The organism is Mesorhizobium sp. M5C.F.Ca.ET.164.01.1.1, from assembly GCF_004792125.1.
GTDB lineage: Bacteria > Pseudomonadota > Alphaproteobacteria > Rhizobiales > Rhizobiaceae > Mesorhizobium > Mesorhizobium wenxiniae.
This window is the reverse complement of the sequence record NZ_SRTG01000013.1, coordinates 24,746-46,028: the sequence shown is the minus strand read 5'-3', so window position 1 is coordinate 46,028 and position 21,283 is coordinate 24,746. Positions and strand designations below refer to the sequence as shown.

The window sequence follows — 21,283 nt, the reverse complement described above, 5'->3', positions numbered from 1 at the left end:
ATCCGATTGAGAACGCCTTCGCCAAACTCAAGGCGCTGCTGCGAGCAAAGGCCGAGAGAACCATCAAGGCTCTGTGGGACGTGGTCGGCGCGGTCGTCGACCTCTTCACCCCAGCCGAATGTGCCAATTACTTCAAAGCCGCAGGATATGAACCGGATTAAACAGGACGTGCTCTAGTGCATCAAGCCTGCCGATCGCAGGGCATCCTCTATGACTTTTCGTATCTCCGCGGCGGAGTTGGGCTTCTGAGAAGGCGGGATGTCTGCACGTTTCGCAGACTGAGGGACATTGGGAACCCCAGCCTTGGGCATCGAAAAAGCGCGCGCGCAACCGGGCGCGAGCGCCTCGCTGTTGGCTCTTGCCGGCTTGGTCTTCGCATCTCGCATTACGCACGGCTTCGCTATTCCCCAGAACCGCGCGATATGCCGGGTAGAGGAGATACCGACGTCCAGCATGAACGGACCCCCAACGCCCAGCGCGGCGTCGCCGGCTGTGTCAAGTGGCGTACCGTGGCCCATTCCGGCGATGCGATATTCCTCGATCAGCTCCTGTCCTTGAGCATTGCACCAGACATACCGTGAATGACCATCCACCATTTCGGATCGGGTCGAACGTGCATCGAGTCCGTGAATGGCCCGCCATTGCTCGACGATGGCATCAGCGTTGGAAGATGATGATCGGCGGAGCCGTGCCAGACCGATATCGTAGGCCAAGGACCTTGGTGCGGCGAGGCATCGCGTAGGGATTTCTGCAATTGCCGACCCGATGGCATGCCATAACCGCGCATGCGGTCGAAGGCGGTCTTTGCGCTCCCGTAGGGCAGGCCGGCGATGATCGCGCCACCGGTAAAAACCTCCGGGTAGCACGCCAGCATCACCGATGCCATGGCGCCTCCCGCGGCGCCCAGGGTCGAGGCCATATTCGACGACAACCGCCTCGATCATCTGCCGGATGGAAAGGGCCTCTCGTTCCGCTTTGTGTCGCTGGGAACGAACCAGTTGAAGCACAGGTTGGGATTGTTGGCGCGTTGCTGCTCGGGAAATAGCAGCGCAAAACCTTCCTGATCGGCAAGTTGCGACCAGCCGGAGCCACTGTCGTAGCCAGCCGCCGTCTGCGTGCAGCCATGCAGCACCACGACGAGAGGCGCCGCTTCGGGCAGACTCATCCGGAACGTAGATCCTGGCACGCAAGGCACCCGGATTGGACCCGAAATCGCCAGATCCGATAACCGATCGCGGCATTGGTCTGAAAACCCGGCCCGGCGCGGAATGCGGCGAGGCGGGTGATGGTGTCGGAGATTTTTCGCAAATCAGTATTCCTTGTCGTCGGCCGTTAAGATGGCCACGACGCTGCGCAGAACGCGGATGCAGCAGTATCGTTGCTGCACTGCACAATAACAAGGTTCATTTGAACTGTTGCGGAGGGCCTCCAGGTCACCTCCCGCTCCAAACGGGGCTGGCGTAGTTCGCCTCGCCTAGAAGCCAATACGTCGGCCAAGGGCCAAATTGGCGCTCATACAAAGAAAAAGCCCACTGCCGGAGGAGGTGGCAGTGGGCTCGATTTGAAATGCAGCGCGGGAGGAGGTGCACCGCATTCAGCGTCGGCATCGCATCTGTGAGGAGTAGATGGCCGACAACAGGATCATATCGATCGCCGCATATATTGCAATGCACAAATTGCATATCGCATGTGCGAAAGCGAGACGTGGGTAAGCATCGACATGGTCTCGAAAGGATCCACTCTCAAAATCGTTGCCATAGCTGGCGGCTGTAGAGATTAATAGAGCTGGTCATTTGCTCTCCTTTCCGCTGTCGCAAGGAGGGCAGATCTGCGCCTCGATCAATACGTCGAGCGCTGGCGCTCGTCGGCGACAAGCAGATCCGGCTGCAGCATGAGCGCGCGCGCGTGCCAAGCCGATGCGCTGCCTTTGGCCTCCCGAAAAAGCGTGCGGGCATCGATCGGCCGCACTGCAGCTAAGCCCGGCGCGAACAAGAAGCCGGAACATACGCTCCTCGGGCCTTTCGCGCGAGAGGCCGCTGACGATTGCGGCTTCCGTCGAGATGCGGCGAACGCGATGGCGCGGATTGAGGGAGACGAAGGGATAGCGAACTCGGCCGCGTAGGCGCTGGCCGCGTCAATCGTGCTGATGTCGCCAGGCGTAGCTTCTTCACAAGACGGCGCACATGATGTCGATGTTCAGCTGGAGTACGCGGTGACGGAACCGATTAGCCTTGCTTGCAGCTTCATGCCGGGCTGCGGCGCGATCCGCCACTGATATGGTGGTGGCGTGCCATGGACTGCGTAGTCGCCAACGATGCGATCCTTGAGATGCGTGGGTTGTGCGACGACTGGCTGAAATTTTCTCCTGCGTCCCGGCAAGAGCGAATGAGCGCCGGGTAAGGCGTGGTTTGGTCCCCCCTTTTCCTATTCTGCGCAGATCATGCCGATAGCAGCCGCGCGCTCCCGCACGACCCTCGAGAGATAAGTCAAGCTGCGACCTTCTTGCCGGTCCGCTTCGCCGGCGCCGGCGTTTCCGACTCTTTCGGTTTGCGGCCGAGACCCATGGTCTTGGCCAAGGCCGAGCGCGCAGCGGCGTAATTCGGCGCGACCATGGGATAGTCCGCCGGCAGGCCCCATTTGGCGCGATATTCGTCCGGCGTGAGGCCATAGTGGGTCGACAGATGGCGCTTCAGCGATTTGAAGTTCTTTCCATCCTCAAGGCAGATGATGTAGTCCGCCATCACCGACTTCTTGATCGGGACAGCAGGCTTGAGAGCCTGCGGCTGTTCTGCGGAAACGCTGACGGAGGTTCCTTTCAGTGCCGCATGTACTTGGCCGATCAGGGCGGGGAGATCGCCCACTGGGACCGGATTGTTCGAGACATAGGCTGAGACGACGTCGGCGGTAAGCTCGATGAGGGCGTCGAGATTGTGATCGGCTTCTTCTGTCATGAAATTCTCCGGGTGGCTTGAAGACAGCAGGCGAAGTCTCGCTACATAGTGATGGTTGTGGCTGAAGGCAATAAATGTCTCGGCAGCATAATTATCGCCATAAAGCCATTGCTAATAGGCGTTCGCCCCGGAAATCGTTTCGGCTGCCAGGCGCCGGAACCGATATGCAGCCATGCCGTCTTGAGCTCTTGTAATTCCAAAAAAAACGTGACGAAATTCCGCGCTACACGAAAATACGGCCAGGTGAACGAAACCTGGCATTCGTCTTTCGTCAGTGACATTGGCCCAACGGGGCCGGTCTATTCCCGGCGACTTCTACGGATGACTGTTTGTTTTTTTGCGAGCTGATCGGCCTTTCGCCGGAGCTTGGTCCGAGAATGAAGTCAAACACGGGTTGGGGCTGACCGAGCGCTGTCGCCTGCAAGGCTGCCGGAATCCGTGCCGCGGCTTCTGCGTATTCGGCGAGCGCTGCAGGTGACATGCCGAGCGCACGCTCGAAGGTATGATCCGCCGTGTTCAGCCGACGAAGGAGCGCCGCGGCGCGTCCGGCATGACGCATCGCCGCCGCCTGCTTGCCCTCGCGGATCTTCACGCCGGCCGCCGAAAACAGGATCAATCCCTTGAAGAGCGTCCGAAGCGGAGCGCCTCGGTCTGCAACTTGCCACAGACCCTCCCACGCCTCATGGGCTTCCCAGTAATACCCATGGTTGAAGAGGTCGAGACCCCAAAGGAATATGTCTGAGTCCAGCGACGCCTCTGCCGCCAACGGCATGGCTTCGCTATTGTAGCTATGTCCCGCGGGGTCGCGCACGGGATGCGGTTGCCTGCCCGGCAGATACGCATACGATGGAAAGCTCTTTTCCGGCAGCCAGCGCCGGCGCAACATCGAACCAATAGTCATCAAAGCCGTATAGCACACCCGTGGCCCTGAACAGATGCTCAGTTCCGTGCATAGCCGCCGCATCAGGAATGTCTTGGCAAATAGTTGTCAGCCGGTCAGATCTCACGAACCTGCGAGGTTGCGTCGGCGGTCATCGGGCAGTTCATGCGGGCCCTCACTTCGTAGGCGGTCATATTGTGGCTCGGCAGTTAAACGGGGCCTTTCAATTTTGTGTGGTTCATACGCCGTTAGAGAATGACGGCACCCGGGGGGTATGTTCTCCTCAGATCAGGCCAGGAAGGAAGATAGATGCCTGAGCAGGTTTCGCCGGACTTCGCGGTGATGCGCAGCCGAACTGCTTACCGAGGATGCAGATCACGCATCCTCTTGAATCGTCATCGCCCTGACAGCACATTTCTGCAATGGTCGGCGGGCGTCGATGCGGCCCGGGTCGTGCAAATTGGCTATGGAGCAGGTGGAGGGGAACGAATGAACGCTGAGGCTTTTAGCAGCCCCATTTTCGTGAAGCGAGCCAGCTATATCGTGCAAGAGATTGCCAGTCTTGCGGACGCTATCGATTTTCTCAATGAGTGGCCCGAGGATCGCAGAGACCTGACCTACGAGACCGCCCTGAGGGCATGTTGTGATGCATATGCCGGGCACATACCGGTAGACGCTGCCAGCAATGCCTTTGTCGGCTTTGCAAAGCGAGTTGCGATATCGGAAGACCCAACCTCCGCCATGCAGTGGATCGCTGCGTGCAAGGCGGGCAGCGGAAAGGTGCAGGCGTAGGCTTGCACCAACTGTGCGACACTGGCGCAAGGCGACATTGTCGAGATTGAGCTAGCCAATCCGCGCCACCCCGACATGAACCAGACAGCGCTCATGACGATCTCTTGGACGCCAGCGACCAAGTTTAGCTGCGAGGGTGCAGCCGAATATTTCGGTAAGGAAATAAATGCGAGCGAGGCTGTCGCCGCTGGGTGTAGAGGGGGGGTGATGACCGGCTCGAGCAGATTTGAAAGGCCAGTCGTTGTTCAAGTCAGCCGTCACAGTTCGGAGCGTGTCGTGTTCGATGTCAATGACGCGTCCAACATCCTGCTGCGGCATCTCCATCGTCAGACCGCGAAGCGCAAGGCAGCAATGGACGCCTGTCTGCAGGTGTTGCGAGGTGAGGCTCATCCACCAGTCGCTCGGCGTGCTTTTGTGGCAGCCGCGCTCGAAGCAAAGCTTCTGCGCAGCGATTGAGAGCTTGGACGCGCGCTCATGAATTTCGTTCATCTCGGACAGAGTGGTCCAGGCGTCTAGCGATTATTCAGCGTTTGTTCATTATGATAGCGCACGATCATAACTGGACATGCTGGTAGCTCGTACATGCCTGAAGGCCCTGCGCGCCGACCCAGCGCCGGGGCCTTTTTACTTCCGCAAAATCGATTCTCCAGCAACGCGGGCACTTCGCAGGATGTCGCAATCCCGCGCTTGCGATGATACGCAGTACAGCGAATTGCGCGAGTCAAACGAATATGGGTTCCTCAAAATAAAGACTCGTCGACACCGATCCTGATGGATCGAGCCTCGACGACGAAATCAACCATCTTCAAACGGAATTGTTCAACGTTGCCGAGAGCCCGGTGTGCCGTCGAAGCCGACATTCGCGAGGTCGGCGGTCAACAACGATCATGGTGATCGCCAGCATATTTCGTATTCACATAACCGCCGTCGGCCGCATCGGTGCCGAGACCAGAAGTCGCTGATCGTATATGTCAGTTTTCGCAGCGGACGTACGCCATGATGTGAGTCTTGTCTTCCAAGCGCCGATGTGGCCGGGTAGGGTTTGCAAGGGGGGCGAACAACCGGATGAACGAACGGAATGATACTGGAAAAACTGCGCGCCTGTTGGGCGTTTAGCCCGACCGTCGATAGGAATGTCGCCCTGGTCGAAGGTTTTCTGAAGGGCAAGAGTTTCGCCGACCTAGCGCAAGAACATAGCCCGTCGAAATTGAGGGTGCGCCAAATCATCGAGAAGGCTGATCGGCTCGTGGGCGGCGGCATCCTGACCAAGGCTGAACCGTCCAAGGCCTCGCCTCGATCCGATTTCATGGTCGACTATCCATATGTGTGGAACCTGGCCGAGATGCACCGGCTCGGTAGCGTCACGCCGCATCATTTCTTTGCGGAGCTGGAACGCGCAGGATCGCTGGAGCGGCTGGTTGACAAGATGAAGCGGTTGCCGTGGCGCGCACCAACGACAGGTGAGCTGGCGCGCCTCGTGTGGCTAAGGGGGAGGGGCGAGAGCCCATGGCCTGCAATGAAGCGATCGAGCGTTGCGATCGTGGAACCAAGCTGCCCGGTCGACCATCCGGATCGCGGCCTTCAATGCCAGCTCGCCTTGGAACCCGCCTTCCAGCAATTGGCTGAGCGGGCAGCAGAATCCGGCTGGACCGAGAACGAGATAGCCTACGCGCTCCTCGAACTCGCCGGCGCGCGCCTCAAGAGCAACTCCGCCAATTGTGAGACTGAGAGGGCGAATGCTGCCGCCGCTCCACACAAAGTGAGGAAGAACCGTTTTGCGTGCAAAGGGCGACGTCGGACTCGTCCAAGAACCTAGCTGCGGCTTTCGCAAAAAATTTAGCCAGCTACCGACAATACGGGCTAAGGTCTCAGCGAAATGGATGGCCGGGCCTTTGAAGAAAAAGAAGCTGGGGAAGCGAGCGCGCCGTGGTAAGCCCATCGCACAGGTTGCCGCTTTGCCTTATCGCCGCGCTGCAGACGGAGACACTGAAATCTTGCTGCTAACGTCTCGGCAAACGGGCCGCTTCATCTTGCCCAAGGGGTGGCCGATGAAGGGTCGAACAGACCGCGAGGCTGCAGCTCAAGAGGCGGGTGAGGAAGCCGGAGTAGTGGGCACTTTGCATGAGCAATCTGTTGGCAGCTTCCATTTATTGCAAGCGATTGAAGGACACGTTTGTCCCGATAACCGTCAAAGTATACCCGCTTCACGTGCAGCAGGAGCTGGATGAATGGAAGGAGCAGAAGAATCGAAGACGGGCCTGGCTTAAGCCGGATCAAGCGGCACTCCTGGTCGATGAACCTAAGTTGGCTGCCCTACTGGAATCTATAGCACCTGAACTGGCTCGTTTCTGAAACGCTACAGGATAAAACATGCTCAATTGGTTTCGTGCGCTGTTGCCCCGCGAGGACAAGTTCTTCGACCTCTTCGAGCGCCATTCCCGCATCCTGGTCGCCGGCGCCGAGGCGCTACAGAAGCTGCTCGATGGCGGTGAGGGCTTCGAGCGCCATTGCCGTGAGATCGTCGAGCTCGAGGACCAGGCCGACGTGGTCACCCGCGAGGTGCTGCTCGCCGTGCGCAAGAGCTTCATCACCCTTTTGACCGTGGCGACATCAAGGACCTGATCCAGTCGATGGATGACGCCATCGACATGATGCACAAGGTGGTCAAGATGGTGAGGCTGTTCGAGCAAACGAGCTTCGAGCCGCGTATGCGCGAGATGGGCGCCGTCATTGTCGAGGCCGCGCATCTGACCGCCGAGGCGATCCCGCTGCTGGAAAAAGTCGGCGCCAATGTCACACGGCTCGGCGCACTTGCCGAGGAGATCACCAAGGTCGAGGAGCGCGCCGACGGGCTACACGACGCAGGCCTGAAGGAACTGTTCCAGCGCCACGGCAGGACCGACGCCATGGCGTGGATCGTCGGCAGCGAGCTCTATGGCCAGCTGGAAAAGGTGGTCGACCGCTTCGAGGACGTCGCCAACGAGATCAGCGGCATCGTGATCGAGAACGTTTGAGCGGATGGACCCCACTCTCGCCTTTCCGCTTCTCGTCGGCCTTATCGGCGTCGCTCTGTTCTTCGATTTCCTGAACGGCCTGCATGACGCTGCGAACTCCATCGCCACCATCGTCTCAACGCGTGTGCTGCGCCCGCAATATGCGGTCTTCTGGGCTGCCTTCTTCAATTTTATAGCCTTCATATTCTTCGGTCTCCACGTCGCCGAGACCATCGGCAGGGGCATCGTCAGCGCCGACATCGTGACGCCGCAGGTCGTGTTCGCGGCGCTCGTCGGCGCAATCGCCTGGAACATCATCACCTGGCTCTACGGCATACCCTCGTCGAGCTCGCATGCGCTGATCGGCGGGCTGGTCGGCGGGGCTGTCGCCAAGGCGGGAAGCGTCGCCATCGTCTGGTCGGGCCTGCTGAAGACGGTCGCGGCCATCGTGCTGTCGCCGCTCACCGGCTTCGTGCTGGCTCTGGTGCTGATACTCACCGTCTCCTGGATTTTCGTCCGCCAGACGCCGTTCGCGGTCGACAATACCTTCCGCACCCTGCAATTCGTCTCAGCCTCGCTCTATTCGCTCGGCCATGGCGGCAATGATGCGCAAAAGACGATGGGCATCATCGCGGTGCTGCTCTACTCGCAGGGCATGCTCGGGGGCGAGTTCTACGTGCCCTTCTGGGTGGTGATCACCTGCCAGGCAATGCTGGCGCTAGGCACGCTGTTTGGCGGCTGGCGTATCGTCCACACGATGGGCTCGAAGATCACTCGGCTCAATCCGATGCAGGGTTTCTGCGCCGAGACCGGCGGCGCGATCACGTTGTTCGGCGCGACCTGGCTCGGGATCCCGGTCTCCACCACGCACACTATCACCGGCGCGATCGTCGGCGTCGGAGCGGCACGGCGCATCTCTGCCGTCCGCTGGGGCATAGCCGGCTCGATCGTGATCGCCTGGGTCATCACCATGCCCTCTACGGCGCTGATTGCTGCCTGCTGTTATGGAATCGTGGCACTCTTCAGTTAATGCGGAGCCCGGAAGTTTGACTGACGATCGCGAAGGTCGACTGCTGCCGCTGCGCGAAGATCAGCTTTGGAGAGCGGCCAGAATGTCGCGAAATGGCGCGACCGAGCCGGCCGAAGGATTCGTTCTGCCGTACAGCCGCGGAGCGTTCTTCGTCGCGGTTGGGCGGCGAGCCGACTTTTCTGCCGCAGACCGGTCAGACCGGTTGACGTTGGAAAGCGGACATTCCTTCTGTTTCCGATCAAGTAGGGCTCACAAGAAGCTATCCAACTGGACTCTGGCTCAATCTGCTGTTCATTGTAACGCATGGGCAACCGAAAATCCTCGGGGGAAAGCAGGCCACCCCCGTTGTACAATCTCGGTTCAACTGGCCTTGCCGAAGCGATCTTGCAGACCATGGATCAGCCGCTGCTGGTCCTAAGATACGACCTTACGGTCGAGGAAGCCAATTCGGCGTTCTATAGGCTGTTCAAGGTCGACACCGAAGAGACCCGCGGGCGCCTGCTCTACGAACTCGGCAATGGCCAGTGGAATATCCCCGAGCTCCGTCGGCTCCTGGAAGAGATCCTGCCGCAGCAGTCGGTAGTGGAGCACTACCGGCTAGAGCATAAGTTCCCGGAGATCGGCAAAAGGATCATGATCCTGAACGCGAGGCGGCTGCCGCCCGAGGGCGACCGCCCTGAACTGATCCTTTTGGTCATCTCAGATCGCACCGAGACCGAACAGGCCCGGTTCGAACTCGAAGGCCACGTCGAGTTCGGGGAAAAGCTGATCGACAGTATCCGGGAGGCGCTGCTGGTGCTCGATTGGGATCTGAAGGTGGTTCGCGCCAACCAGCCCTTCTACGACGCCTTCCAGGTGTCTCCTGCCGACACTAAGGGGCGGCTTATCTACGAGCTCGGCAATCGGCAATGGGATATCCCGCGTCTGAGAGAGCTGCTTGAGAACGTCCTGCCCGACAACAACGCCTTCGATGATGTGGAAGTGGAGCATGATTTTGAGCACGTTGGCCGCCGCATCATGCTCATCAACGGCCGACGCCTCGACCATCTGGACCTCATCTTGCTGGCGATCCGCGACGTCACCGAGCAGCGCCGCATGGAGAAGGAGCGGGAAACGCGGGTGGGCGAGCTCCATCACCGGATAAAGAACGTCCTAACCACCGTCGATGCGCTGGTAAGACGAACGCTGCGCGACAGTGGTTCGCTTGAGGAATTCGGCCACGCCTTCGAGAGCAGGCTCGGTGCCATGGCACGCACGCAGGATCTGTTGGTGCGCGCGCCGAAAGGAAGTGTTGATATGTCCGAAATTCTGCGGCTGGAGCTGCAGGCGCATGGCGGACGGGAAGGTGGGAATTTCAATCTCGACGGCCCCGCAATCGCGCTACCGCAAGATGCGGTCCAGGCATTCGCAATGGCCGTTCACGAACTCACCACCAACGCAGTCAAGCATGGCGCGTTTGCTTCGCATGAGGGGCGAGTTGAGATTAGATGGACGTTGGAGGCGGGCGAAGAGGGCGCGACGCTTGTAATGTTTCGCTGGCGGGAACGCTGCCCGATCAAAATCAGCCCCAGCCGCACCGGCTACGGCACGAGCGTCCTGGAGGCCGCGTTCCGCCATACCCTGAAGGGCAGCTCCCGGCTTACGCTGCATCCTGATGGAGCTGAATTTTCGGCTGAGTTCCAGGTCTAATACCCCGCGGACATGTCGAGGCTGCGAGGACTGCCGCCAAATCCCGTATCCACATGATAGTGTCAGGCTGCGGTTCTGCATGCTGGCACAGCAACCGGTCTGGATCGAACGGGTTCTCCCATGGCCCGAAACGACCGCTGCCGAGGGTTCCGCAGTCATTCCTCCCATCGCCCCGGCGTCTCGAATGGGTCGCGTCAAGTCATAGCGCGAACGGCAGGTTTGTAGATGCGCCATGAAGGTCAGCAAAGGGCGCTCCTTGCTCCTTCCGGTGGTCGACACAGTTGATGCGAGCAGACCCGGGACAGTCCTTCAAAACGAGCACCCAAGAAAATCACCGTTTGTTCTCCCTTAGCGTTGTTTGGCGTACTTTCAACGCGTTGCCCTCTTCCTGCGCTTCGCTCCGTGCAGACCGGGGAGACCCCTCCGCCCCCCGGGACTTGCCCCCTCTCTCCCCGCTGCTCGCCGCGAGGCAAGGGTTCAGGGAGGCCTGAACCGTCAGGTCAACCTGAAACTAACAAGGAGCAAGACCATGAACATGAATGAAATCACTATCCCGCTCGGCAAGCTGGTGCCGAGCAGGGCCAACGTCCGTATGCCGACCTTACTCTTCCGCCAGATCATGGATCTGCTGCGGGGAGGCGAGTTCTCCCGGATACTTGCCCTCTGTCATCGCCATTACGCTAAGTCCACCCGATATGGTCTTACTTAGAAAGCCGCAGAAACAGATCGAAGTAGAACCGGTATTCGGCATCTTCCGGATTGCCAGACACTTCCAGGGCGCAATACATAGGCGACCGACGTGCAAGGGTCTTTGCCATGCCTTTCGATCGCGGCTTCTATGCCCCGTCCTCAGCTAGGAGTTCCCAATCTTCAACAACGCGATCTTGGTTACGCCTAGGCACCCCGACGCCTCCCAACCTTCAACACAATGACAACGGCCATGACCAACACCGACGCCGCCAAGACGCCGTAAAACCCTTCGGCCGTTATCGCAAAACCCCAGAAGTCGATTGTGATCTTGTCCATTTCTTCGGTAGCCTTTGGCTGGTGCCAGATTCAAACGACAGACTGCACTGTCTGCACTGTCAGCACTGGTGTTGCGTTTTACGGCGCAAGCATGAGGCACCCTTGCAGGCGTCAATTGCAAAAGGACCCTTTTAGAAATTGTACTACAAACCGCGTTGTTTCAGTTGCCAACCAGGCCGCAATCGTGCCCTTGTCGAACTGGACGCGTGGCCGCTCTACGGGTCAATTGCTGTTTTTCAGGTGGTCTGCAGCCTCAACCCAATTTTTTCAGCTCGGCAAGGTAACGATTGTGCTCCTCCAAAGCTTTCAGCAAAGATCCCGTGGCAGACGATTCCGTCATGCGCTTCAATTCTCGCTGAATGGACGATTCGTGAAGACCCAGCGCTGTCCTCTGCGCCAGTGAGTCCAAGACACCCTGCACCTCTCTCTGGAGCGGCGTATCGAGGTATCCAGCCGCAGCGTTTTGGAGGGCAGCTACTTCCGAAAAATTGTACATGCTCGCCGTCTCTTTGGCTTTCCTCATTAGGTAGGCGCTAGCCGAGCCGGAGATGGGTGAAGTTGCGGGCGAGGCCGCTCGCGCAGCTCTCTTGGCTACGGCTTTGTCCATGAACTTCTGTCCGTTCAGCCTCCAACGGCCCTGCCATCGACGGATCAATGTCACATCTGTCTCCCGACGCGAGCCGGGCATGTCACCGAGGACCCGTCTCATGGCGGTAGTCGCTTTCATGCCTGGATTGTCCAGCAAAATACCGGCAACTTTGGTAAGGGCCTGATCGTCGTCCTTGACGCCGCTGCCGATTGGGCGGCCGACGCGGCGCGTCACAGATTTTTCCATTGCTTCGCCTCCAAGTTGGTGTCGTCTGCCCGCTTCCTCTGATATTCTAGCAACGGGTGAATTTCTCAAGCGATTTAAATGCCTTCGGTCAGTTTAAAAGCGCGGAAAATCGGCGTTCGTGAATCCAAAAGCGCGGAAAATTCAACAGCCGATAATTTTCCGCGCTTTTACGGCCATACACACGAGGCTGAGCGCGGAAAATTGCCCGCCGGCGGGCCGTTGTCGGCAATCGCCCCATCAGCATCCAGGAACAGAGGGGATCCTGCGTCAAAGGAAATTGATAGTTGTTCGATATTCGAGGGGCCCGCACCCCTGCCTGACCGGCGAGGTTCCGGGGTTGCGCAGGCAAGAGGGGTTGGGTGCGGCCGCAGGCGAAGCCGAGGCTCGGCCCTCTTGACGGCGCGAGGGGAAGCGCCCCTTAGCCTAGTCGACGGGTGTCAGAAGCAACTGCCCGAGCCTTCATCATCGATGGCGATTCCAGCCACGATCCCGTCGGCGCTCGCTCAGAATGGCCTTTTCAAACCAATCAGGCATCACTTTTCACGTATGGCGCCATCTTGCCAGTTCGGTCGATCATAGGCGGGAATCGAAAGCTTGATGAATTCGGATATGCTGGCGGTGCGACCAAGTTCGACGGAGCGACGCCCCGACCAAGCTAAATACTGTCCCCACCTTCCATTGTGCCCCGCACTCCAGGCCTCGGGATCGTATGCCTCGAAAATTACTTGAGCATTGTGCCGATCAAGATCGGTGATCTGCCCGGGCGGAGCAAGATTCAATTGGTCGAGTCCGTGGCAGATTTCGTGAACCAACATGGGGTCTACGTCAGGAGCGGGCTGCTCAAAATAGTCAGTGTTCAAGAGGAATATGTCAGCACGCACTGGTAGGCGTTTCAACGCCTTCTGGGCTGATATGCGGAATCCGGCATCCGTGTCAAAAAACCGTTCATTGATTATCGCCATTGATCCGGTGTCGATATTTCCCAGCAGGTCGACCAATGTGCGTTGCTGACTATCAATTCCCAGGAGCCAAAATTGATGGGCTCTGTCGGCGGCAATCTTCTTTAGGCTCAGACCAAAAAAGTCCTGAGACAACCCCTTGTGTCTCTAGAATCATGCATGATCGGGTTGGCGGGTGACCCGGGTCATGACCGGATCACCCGCTGCGGCGGAAGCCCGTACACCCCTTGGTATGAGTCCGTGGTTGAGCAAGGAGCTCCGTCGCATCTTCCATAGCCCGAACGGTTGCCAGGGTTCGACCCCGCACCAGCAAGGAAGGGATCAGAGGATGACACAAATTGCGTTTCATGTCGGCATCGATGTGGCCAAGGATCGACTGGACGTGGCCATTCTGGAAACAGGGGAGTTGTTCACAGTCGACAACACCGAAGCCGGTTATGCGGCGTTGGTCGAGCGGCTGTCGGACAACGAGATCGGTGCCATCGGTGTTGAGGCGAGCGGCGGCTATGAACGCGCTGTACTCAAGGCGCTGTGGCAAGCAGGACTTCCGGTGCGTCGCATCAATCCGCACAGGCTGCGCCAGTTCGCGCGTGCAGCCGGCATCAACGCCAAGAACGATCGCATCGATGCCCGTTTGATCGCCCGCTTCCTGGCGACGCTACCGGTGCATCCGGTGGAGCTCGATCCAAGCCTGCAACTGGTGATCGAACTGGTCACGGCACGGCGCCAGCTCCAGGCCGAGCTCAGCCGCGTCAACAATCAGGCCGAGCACGTGCGCGATGCTGCTCTCAAGCGCCTGGCCAAGCGGCGTGCGACCCGGCTCAGTGCCGATATCCTGCTACTCGACAAACGCATTGCCCAAGCAATTGCGGCCGATCCCGCTCTGGCTCAGCGCGACCGCCTGCTGCGTTCCACTCCCAGCGTCGGTCCGGTCCTGAGTGCCACACTGATCGCGCTGCTACCCGAACTGGGTCGCCTGTCCAACCGGCAGATCACCGCCCTGGTCGGGCTCGCCCCCTATGACCATGACAGCGGCAAGCTCAAAGGCAAGCGATGCATTTGGGGTGGCCGCGAGCCTGTCCGCAACGTCCTCTACATGGCCGCGCTCAGTGCCGGAGTTCATAACCCCGTCTTCGCCGCTTTCCGCCAGCGGCTGCGCTCCAACGGCAAGGTAGCAAAGGTCGCCATCGTCGCCGTCATGCGCAAGCTCATCACAACCCTCAACGCTATGGTGCGCACCAACAAACCCTGGAATCCGGCTTCCGTTTGAAGCACGGTTGCTCAATCCTCTCAAGCAGAGGCGACCCAAAAGCCGTCCAATTTGTCGACACCGAACTCTCCACATCTTTTACCAAGGCGTATCACACATAGGCCGCTCGACGAGCATCTGATGCCGCGGTCGACATTCACCACAATGAAAGAGGAGGATCGTCTCGGGTTGGGCGTCCAAGGTGACGGCGCGCAGTGGCTTGCCGAAGCGCGTCAGATGCTCGACTTCAACCTGAAGCGTCTGGGACATAGGGCACGGTCCGGAAAGCTCGAAGGTGTTCGTCTTGAAGCCGGTACCTTGATCGTGACGCCAACGGCTGGCGAGGTTCCGGCGGCGGCCGACGAACTGAATGCCGAGATCAGCGAACTTTTTCCGCTGGTTGAAGTGCCTGACCTCTTGAGGGAGGTGCACGAATGGACCGGCTTCGCGGATTGCTTCACGCATGTTCGCACGGGCGACACTCCGAGGAACGTCACGGCTATGTTGGCCGGCGTGCTGGCCGATGCGACCAATCTCGGTCCGAAACGGATGGCGAGCGCATCCAAGGGCATCAGCGCTCACCAGATCGGCTGGATGCGCACCTTCCACGCCCGGTCGGAGACCTATCGCGCGGCGCAAGCATGTATCACCGATGCGCACACTCGGCATCCGCATTCGCGCCTCTGGGGCAACGGAACCACCTCTTCATCGGATGGCCAATTCTTCCGCGCAAGCGACCGAGCCGCTAAGCGCGGCGACGTCAATCTGCACTACGGCAGCGAGCCGGGTTCGAAGTTCTACAGCCATCTGTCGGATCAGTACGGCTACTTCAGCATTCTGCCCATCAGTCCGACCGAAAGCGAGGCGGCCTATGTGCTCGATGGGCTGTTCGATCAGGACACAATCCTCGACATCCAGGAACACTTCACCGATACGGGCGGTGCGAGTGATCACGTCTTCGGGCTTTTCGCCTTGATCGGCAAACGCTTTGCACCTCGGCTGCGCAACCTCAAGGACCGGAAGTTCCACACATTCGAGAAAGGCGACGCATATCCGGCGTTGTCGAACCACATTGGAGCCCCAATCAACACCACCCTGATCCTCGAGCACTGGGATGATCTGCTCCATCTCGCGGCGTCCATCACGACGCGATCCGTGGTGCCGTCCACGATCCTGAAGAAGCTGTCCGCATCACCGAAGGAAAGCCAGCTCGCAAGGGCGCTGCGCGAACTCGGCCGGATCGAGCGATCGTTGTTCATGATCGAATGGTATTCAAGTTCGGCGCTGCGCCGGCGATGCCAGGCCGCCTCAACAAGGGCGAGGCAGCACATAAGCTGAAGCGCGCCGTCTTCTTCCACGAGCGCGGAGAGATCCGGGACCGATCGTTCGAAAGCCAGGCGTTCCGCGCCTCCGGCCTCAACCTCGTCGTTAGCTCGATCGTGCATTGGAATACGGTCTACATCGAACGGGCCGTCAGCCATTTGCGCAAAATGCATCGCGAGATTCCGGATCATCTGCTCAAGCACGTCTCGCCGCTGAGCTGGGAACACATTAATCTGACCGGCATCTACACCTGGGATGCAGAACATCAGATGCCTGAAGGCTTCCGGTCGCTCAGACTACCGGCTCGGTTACGCCACGCCGCATGACGTTCATGCTCCGTTCGACCTTGGCGTGTCGCTGGGAACAGTTCTTGTTCTGACCCCGGCTTGCGATGATTACCGGCCGATAGGAACGGCCGGGCTCGTAAGGACCGGAAGAGCTGCTGTTTCCTTTTTGGGGGTTTCCCTGAAAAGTCTTCAGCCTAAACCTCATTGTTGTGGTCCAGCCGTCGTATTTTCCAAGGCCATTACACGGTAGAGTCATAGCACTTGCTGCCTGCGCGGCAGAGAAGAGTTAGGCCATGGCAGAGCCGGAACCACCGTAAGACGGCGCAGACCGTCAGGCTCTTCAAAAAACTATTCCGAGGGGATCCTCATCATTGGTCCGGCGATTGGGAGGCTCGGCCGGCTGAAAAGAGGACAATGGCAATGAGGCGGCCACGAGATAGCTGGGGTGATCCACGCCACGCACTTGCACGGATCACCTGCCAAAAATGGCGGACCGGTCCCGGAATCGAGCCGCCGTCGCGGGTTTTTTGCGGCCGTAGCGGCCTCGCTGTCTGCTGTGCGCCTGACGAAGCCCGCAGCAGATGAGAAACCTGCGTGCGTCGCGCTGGCGCTGATAGTGCAGCCGGAGATACGGCTGCTCGACGAGCCGTGAGGGGCTCTCGAGGCCATGAGCCAGATTTCCATACAGGAAGAACTGGCGCGCATCTGAGCGATGAAACGTCATCATGGCGGACACGCGCGTGTCAGCCGGCGCGGGCGTTTCGCGCCTCCAGCGCGGCAATCATCCCTGTGAATCAGGCTTGTTTATATAGTGAAACTTCGACAAAAAGTCGCTCCGACTCGGATCGGGAGAAGGGAGCGGATATGGTCTTTCGATTGAAAGAGCGACTTGGCAAGAAACTTGAGGAAGAAGTGCAATTCTTCAAATGTTGGCAGAAGGATAAGAAAGGTGTGGGCGCACTCATGCCCACATCAATCCATGCGGCGCGCCGCATGGCTAGTGTGGTCAACCCGCATTCTGGATTGCCGGTTTTGGAGCTTGGTGCCGGGACTGGTGTCATCACCAGGGCCATCCTGGAAAGAGGCATCAAACCGCATCGGTTGACTTCGGTCGAATATTCCAAGGATTTTTATGATGGCCTGGTGCGACGCTTTCCGGGAGTGGATTTCCGCTTGGGCAATGCGTTTGCCCTGGAAGAAATTCTGGGGGAGCGCCGGGAAAAGTTCGATTGTGTCATAAGCGCAGTGCCGATGTTGAGCTTTCCGATGCAACAGCGCCTCACACTGCTCGAGGATTTGCTTGCACGAATCCCGGCCGGGCGACCTGTGATCCAAATCACCTACGGTCTTCTGTCACCGGTGCTCAAAATGCCCGACCGTTACATCGTTTCTCACTATGATTTCGTCCTTCGCAATGTTCCCCCCGCACAACTCTGGACCTATCGACGAGCAGTGTGAAACCACAGGGGACGCGAGCGACAGGTGGTTCGGAATCCTGGTACAGGACTGCAAAGCCGATTGAACTTGGTGCTGTGGCCAGCCATTCGCGCCCTGGCTGGACCGTCTTCCCTTCCGCATTTTATGAGGATCGATTTGACCGCAGCAGAGAGATGATGTTCGGCTACAAGCATTGAGAGCGGCGAAGCTTGCGCGAACGCCGATGTTTCTCCGGTATTTCCGGAGATGCATTCCTCGAGACGCGCCAGGCGGGACTTCGCATTGCGAAGTTCATGTCCGGCTTCGAAACGTCGATGGCGTCCTTGAGGTGTGGGCGCTATGAGGTCGCGCTCCAGTTCCGCAATGCGCGCACGCACCTGCCGAGCCTCGTCCTGACGCAACGCCTTGATCCATCCACGCCCGCGCATCGGTCTTCCTGCCAGCAAAAGCCATGCGGGTTTATCCACCGAGACCTTAATTTCCGGCAAGTTCCAAAGGCTGCCGACATCGGGATCTGCCATGGGTCAGGCCTATCGCAATCGGCTATCGAGCTTGCCATTGAAACCGAGCAGTCGCCGCCAGGAAAAAGGGACAGCGCGTCACATTTCTGACAGATCGGTCGACATTGGATGCACTGCTTGGCGCGAGCCCCCGAAAAAGCCTTTGTCGAAGGAACCATGATGTCCGCTTCCATTGCCCCGCAACCATTTAATCAGCGGAAGAGACTTTTGGTCGTCCAGGCCTTGAGCATAGCGGCGATTGGCTCGCTGCTATTCTCTCGCCCCGGTTGGGATGAAGCATCTAGCCTTCACGAGGTCATCGAGATGATCGGTTTTGTTCTGATCCTCGTCTGCATACTCGGGAGGTTGTAAAGCATCCTCTATGTCGGGGGGCGGAAGAACAGCGAGTTGGCAGTCAGCGGGCCGTACTCGATCACTCGCAATCCCCTATATCCGTTTTCGACGATCGGAGCATTCGGCATCGGCCTCATGTTCGGATCGCTCATCGTTGCATCCGCTCTGGGGGGGTGCACCTACGCGGTTTTCGGGATGACTGCCCGAAAGGAAGAGACGTTTCTTCGTGACAAATTTGGTTCGGAGTTCGAAGCATATGTGGCAAGAACGCCGCGGTTCTGGCCCAAGCCGTGGCTGCATCAGGACAAGCATCAGCACACGTTCTCCACGAACGCATTAAGAAGCACATTCTTCGATGCCCTCTATTTTCTGGCGATCTTTCCAGCCATCGAAGGCATCGAATACCTCCAGGTAGCTGGCTACCTGCCCACCTTTTTTTGGCTGTTCTGATCTTAAAGACGGAGCAATAAGCTTTGTAGCGTACCAGAACCGCGCCTGTTGCGATCAAGGCAACCCCTGCCCAGTTCGACAATGACAAGTGTTCCTTGAGGAATGTCACTCCGAACACCGCCACAAGCACGAGGCTCAGTTTGTCGACAGGGGCTACGCGTGCTGCGCCTCCCAAACTGGAGCGCGCGAAAGTAGCAGATCCACGATGCACCCGTCGCCACCCCGGATTGTCCTGCGTCACGTAATCGTCCAGGCACTCGGGAAGCAGTGCCGCTTGCCGGCGATCCTCGCCCTCGACAAACCGCTTCAGCCCGACTCACCTCGCTGATCGGGAATCACGTTATCAAATCAAAGCTTTTCCACGACAGGCTGGACCCGTTCCGGCCATTGCCGTTGCCACCACGAAGGGTCTTGCAAGGGATTGTTAAGGTCCTCACACCTCTTGGCGATCACCGGAGCAGACCTGGCATTCCTAAGACGTTGTGGCACGGTGGCTTTGTTAGCGCACCGGTATGGTGGGTGTGGCCCTGGACGGAGGCGCGCGTCGCTTCGGGTCTGGCAGGCGATGCACACCGAACCGGCCGAGTGCCAGCGTGCCGTTGTCAAGAACACTTGGAATTCGGCGTGAAATGTCGCGCCAGTGCGAGGCATATTGATAGACGGCTACGGTATCTTCGACCGCGTTGTGATCGACGGCGCTTTCAGGTTGCACCTCCCCACCCTTCATCTGGACGATTTGCTTCTTGGGCTCAAGGATCGTCGTGCGGCCATGCATGATCATGGCCACCTTCTGGTAGTTGGAGATGTAGACCGGCCGCTCCGGTTCGTCCGCTTCGATCAGGTCGTCGCCGAAAAAGCGGCTGCGATAGCTAGCCTGCAGCAGGGCAAGCAGCGACGGCGCAATATCCACCTGGCTCGCCAGCCGGTTGATCCGGCGGGGCTCGACAAAGCCCTGCGACCAGATGATGCACGGTATGTGGTATTTGTTCATGTCGAGCTCGACCTTGCCTGCGACGCTCGCCGTATGATCGGCGACAAAGACAAAAACGGTATCCCTGAACCACGGTTTCGCCGATGCCTTCTTGACCAGTTCCCCGATCGCGTAGTCGGAATATTTGACCGCCCCGTCGCGCCCGCCCGGCGATGGGATGTCTATCGCGCCAGCTGGATAGGTAAAGGGCCGGTGGTTTGACGTGTTCATGACGAAGCTGAAGAAGTTCTTGCCGGCTTTCGCCGAGGCGTCGGCTTGGCGGATCACCTCGTCATAGAGATCCTCATCGCTAACGCCCCACGCATTGGCGAAATGCACATCGCCTGCCGCCATCGTAGCGCGGTCGACGATACCGAAGCCGTTACCGGAAAAGAACGCGTTCATGTTGTCGAAATAGCCGTAGCCGCCATAGAGGAAGCGCGTATCGTAGCCCGAATCCTGGAACACCGAGCCAATGGTGAAGAGATTGTCGTTGCCGGGGCGACGCAGGATCGATTGCCCCGGGGTCGGCGGGACTGAAAGCGCGATCGCTTCAAGCCCGCGCACGGTGCGCGTGCCGGTCGCCCGCATTTCCGTGAAAAGCAGGCCTTCAGACGCCAGCCGGTCAAGGTTCGGTGTCAGTCTTTTCGGATTGCCGAATGTGCCCATGAACTCCGCACTCATGCTTTCCATGCCGACCAGGATGACGTTCTTGCGCAGCATCGGCCCCTCGGCTCGAATGTCACGCGTGATGTCGTTTAAATCGGTGCTTTCGAACGGCTCGTGATCTTCCGCTAAAAGGTCGCGTGTCCGTTCGGCCGCCTGTTTCTCGGGTATGGTCCGATAGAAATTCGCGAAATCGATCTCATTCGAGAAGAAGGCGCTAACCAAACCATAGAGTCCGTTGCCCCCGAGTTCGCGGGCGATCGCGCTCGGCATCGGCCGTGTGATCGAATCGGACGTCACCAACACGCCGGCGGCGGCCATCCCCGTTATCGTCGCAAAGACCGCCAGCCGCTTCATGAACGGCGGATGCGGCGCGAAGCCTGCCTTCACCTGGCGGCGGAGCAGATAGGCCCCGCCGACCGCCAACAGGCCGATGCCGGCAAGCAGCGGCACGACCGGATAGCTCTCCATAATGTTCTGGATCACTTCCTGCGTGTACACGAGGTAGTCGACCGCGATGAAATTGAAGCGCGTCGTGAATTCGTCCCAGAAGAAATACTCGCTGACCCCCTGCACGACCATCAGAAACAGGAAGATTGCGAAGCCCGAGAGCCCAACTGCGCGGTCAAACCGCTTTCCGGCCCACGAAACTGGCAGGAGCAGCGGGAATAGGAGAAAGACCACGAGGATTGGAAGCAGCGTGACGATATCGAACCAGAAGCCAGTGAAGAAAGGAACCAGCCAGTCGGCCGGATGGAAAGATAGGTCTTTGGCCGAAACCAGCGTCAGCGCCAGCCTGACCAGGAACTGAGTCAACAGGAAAAGCAGGATGAATGGCTTCAGCCGACGAAAGAACGCACCGACCGATTGAGCAAAAGTCATAGGAAGTCTC

Annotated in this window: 18 protein-coding genes and 5 pseudogenes; 13 read left to right on the top strand and 10 right to left on the bottom strand. The window is 58.9% G+C overall.

All coding sequences use genetic code 11. The features are described from left to right. Positions 1–161, top strand: a pseudogene (locus EN807_RS30825) (IS630 family transposase); the annotation flags it as partial. Between the two features lie 12 nt (positions 162–173). On the opposite strand, the gene EN807_RS37005 reads toward EN807_RS30825, so the two are convergent. The 5 genes and pseudogenes from EN807_RS37005 to EN807_RS30805 form a co-directional block, all read right to left on the bottom strand. Then, a complete protein-coding gene (locus EN807_RS37005; protein WP_245485769.1) occupies positions 174–713 on the bottom strand; it encodes a hypothetical protein in 540 nt (179 codons plus the stop codon). Between the two features lie 20 nt (positions 714–733). Then, a pseudogene (locus EN807_RS37000) lies at positions 734–1,165 on the bottom strand (PHB depolymerase family esterase); the annotation flags it as partial. Positions 1,166–1,839: 674 nt separating this feature from the next. Then, entirely contained in the window at positions 1,840–1,968 is a 129-nt protein-coding gene (locus tag EN807_RS37520) for a hypothetical protein (RefSeq protein ID WP_281033739.1), read from the bottom strand. A gap of 518 nt (positions 1,969–2,486) precedes the next feature. Continuing rightward, positions 2,487–2,951 carry a MucR family transcriptional regulator gene (locus EN807_RS30810; protein ID WP_128178266.1) on the bottom strand — a complete coding sequence of 155 codons (465 nt, stop codon included), beginning with the start codon at positions 2,949–2,951 and terminating at the stop codon, positions 2,487–2,489. Between the two features lie 271 nt (positions 2,952–3,222). Beyond that, positions 3,223–3,723: a DUF309 domain-containing protein gene (locus tag EN807_RS30805; RefSeq protein ID WP_246684466.1), complete on the bottom strand. Its 501-nt coding sequence runs from the start codon at positions 3,721–3,723 to the stop codon at positions 3,223–3,225. A gap of 597 nt (positions 3,724–4,320) precedes the next feature. Between EN807_RS30805 and EN807_RS30800 the strand changes: the two genes are divergently transcribed. The 8 genes and pseudogenes from EN807_RS30800 (at position 4,321) to EN807_RS30765 (ending at position 11,044) form a co-directional block, all read left to right on the top strand. Continuing rightward, positions 4,321–4,623, top strand: coding sequence for a DUF982 domain-containing protein (locus tag EN807_RS30800; RefSeq protein ID WP_127209966.1), 303 nt, complete (start codon positions 4,321–4,323; stop codon positions 4,621–4,623). A gap of 75 nt (positions 4,624–4,698) precedes the next feature. After that, positions 4,699–5,079 (top strand): DUF982 domain-containing protein, encoded by a 381-nt coding sequence (locus tag EN807_RS30795; protein WP_348627908.1) that lies wholly within the window; start codon positions 4,699–4,701, stop codon positions 5,077–5,079. Positions 5,080–5,701: 622 nt separating this feature from the next. Further along, positions 5,702–6,439 carry a hypothetical protein gene (locus tag EN807_RS30790; RefSeq protein WP_246684464.1) on the top strand — a complete coding sequence of 246 codons (738 nt, stop codon included), beginning with the start codon at positions 5,702–5,704 and terminating at the stop codon, positions 6,437–6,439. A gap of 305 nt (positions 6,440–6,744) precedes the next feature. Beyond that, positions 6,745–6,975, top strand: a complete 231-nt coding sequence (locus tag EN807_RS37715; RefSeq protein WP_348640279.1) for a hypothetical protein — start codon at positions 6,745–6,747, stop codon at positions 6,973–6,975. A gap of 18 nt (positions 6,976–6,993) precedes the next feature. After that, positions 6,994–7,637: pseudogene (locus EN807_RS30780) on the top strand (DUF47 family protein). Positions 7,638–7,641: 4 nt separating this feature from the next. Beyond that, positions 7,642–8,646 carry an inorganic phosphate transporter gene (locus tag EN807_RS30775; RefSeq protein ID WP_135937795.1) on the top strand — a complete coding sequence of 335 codons (1,005 nt, stop codon included), beginning with the start codon at positions 7,642–7,644 and terminating at the stop codon, positions 8,644–8,646. 345 nt (positions 8,647–8,991) lie between these two features. Next, on the top strand, positions 8,992–10,335 hold the full coding sequence (locus EN807_RS30770; RefSeq protein WP_246684463.1) for an HWE histidine kinase domain-containing protein: 1,344 nt from the start codon (positions 8,992–8,994) through the stop codon (positions 10,333–10,335). A 529-nt stretch (positions 10,336–10,864) separates the two neighbouring features. After that, complete coding sequence (locus tag EN807_RS30765; RefSeq protein WP_135937793.1) at positions 10,865–11,044, top strand: hypothetical protein; 180 nt, start codon at positions 10,865–10,867, stop codon at positions 11,042–11,044. 570 nt (positions 11,045–11,614) lie between these two features. Here EN807_RS30765 and EN807_RS30755 read toward each other — a convergent pair. Both EN807_RS30755 and EN807_RS30750 read right to left on the bottom strand, forming a co-directional pair. Beyond that, the gene (locus tag EN807_RS30755) at positions 11,615–12,196 is read right to left on the bottom strand and encodes a hypothetical protein (RefSeq protein ID WP_127209499.1); all 582 of its coding nucleotides are present in this window, start codon (positions 12,194–12,196) and stop codon (positions 11,615–11,617) included. A gap of 533 nt (positions 12,197–12,729) precedes the next feature. Continuing rightward, positions 12,730–13,290: a hypothetical protein gene (locus EN807_RS30750; protein ID WP_128248411.1), complete on the bottom strand. Its 561-nt coding sequence runs from the start codon at positions 13,288–13,290 to the stop codon at positions 12,730–12,732. 40 nt (positions 13,291–13,330) lie between these two features. Between EN807_RS30750 and EN807_RS30745 the strand changes: the two genes are divergently transcribed. The 3 genes and pseudogenes from EN807_RS30745 (at position 13,331) to pmtA (ending at position 17,472) form a co-directional block, all read left to right on the top strand. Further along, positions 13,331–14,425, top strand: a complete 1,095-nt coding sequence (locus EN807_RS30745; RefSeq protein WP_189522628.1) for an IS110 family transposase — start codon at positions 13,331–13,333, stop codon at positions 14,423–14,425. A 99-nt stretch (positions 14,426–14,524) separates the two neighbouring features. After that, positions 14,525–16,053, top strand: a pseudogene (locus tag EN807_RS30740) (Tn3 family transposase); the annotation flags it as partial. Between the two features lie 825 nt (positions 16,054–16,878). Then, positions 16,879–17,472: a phospholipid N-methyltransferase PmtA gene (gene pmtA / locus EN807_RS30735; protein WP_127209497.1), complete on the top strand. Its 594-nt coding sequence runs from the start codon at positions 16,879–16,881 to the stop codon at positions 17,470–17,472. Here the strand turns inward: pmtA and EN807_RS36995 are convergent. Continuing rightward, positions 17,454–17,972, bottom strand: coding sequence for a hypothetical protein (locus EN807_RS36995; protein WP_246684462.1), 519 nt, complete (start codon positions 17,970–17,972; stop codon positions 17,454–17,456). The genes pmtA and EN807_RS36995 overlap by 19 nt on opposite strands. Positions 17,973–18,326: 354 nt before the next feature. On the opposite strand from EN807_RS36995, the gene EN807_RS30725 reads away from it, so the two are divergent. Continuing rightward, positions 18,327–18,755, top strand: coding sequence for an isoprenylcysteine carboxylmethyltransferase family protein (locus EN807_RS30725; protein ID WP_348640281.1), 429 nt, complete (start codon positions 18,327–18,329; stop codon positions 18,753–18,755). A 22-nt stretch (positions 18,756–18,777) separates the two neighbouring features. On the opposite strand, the pseudogene EN807_RS36990 reads toward EN807_RS30725, so the two are convergent. Next, positions 18,778–18,982: pseudogene (locus EN807_RS36990) on the bottom strand (EamA family transporter); the annotation flags it as partial. A 272-nt stretch (positions 18,983–19,254) separates the two neighbouring features. After that, positions 19,255–21,273: an alkaline phosphatase family protein gene (locus EN807_RS30720; RefSeq protein ID WP_164759606.1), complete on the bottom strand. Its 2,019-nt coding sequence runs from the start codon at positions 21,271–21,273 to the stop codon at positions 19,255–19,257. Positions 21,274–21,283: the final 10 nt, after the last annotated feature.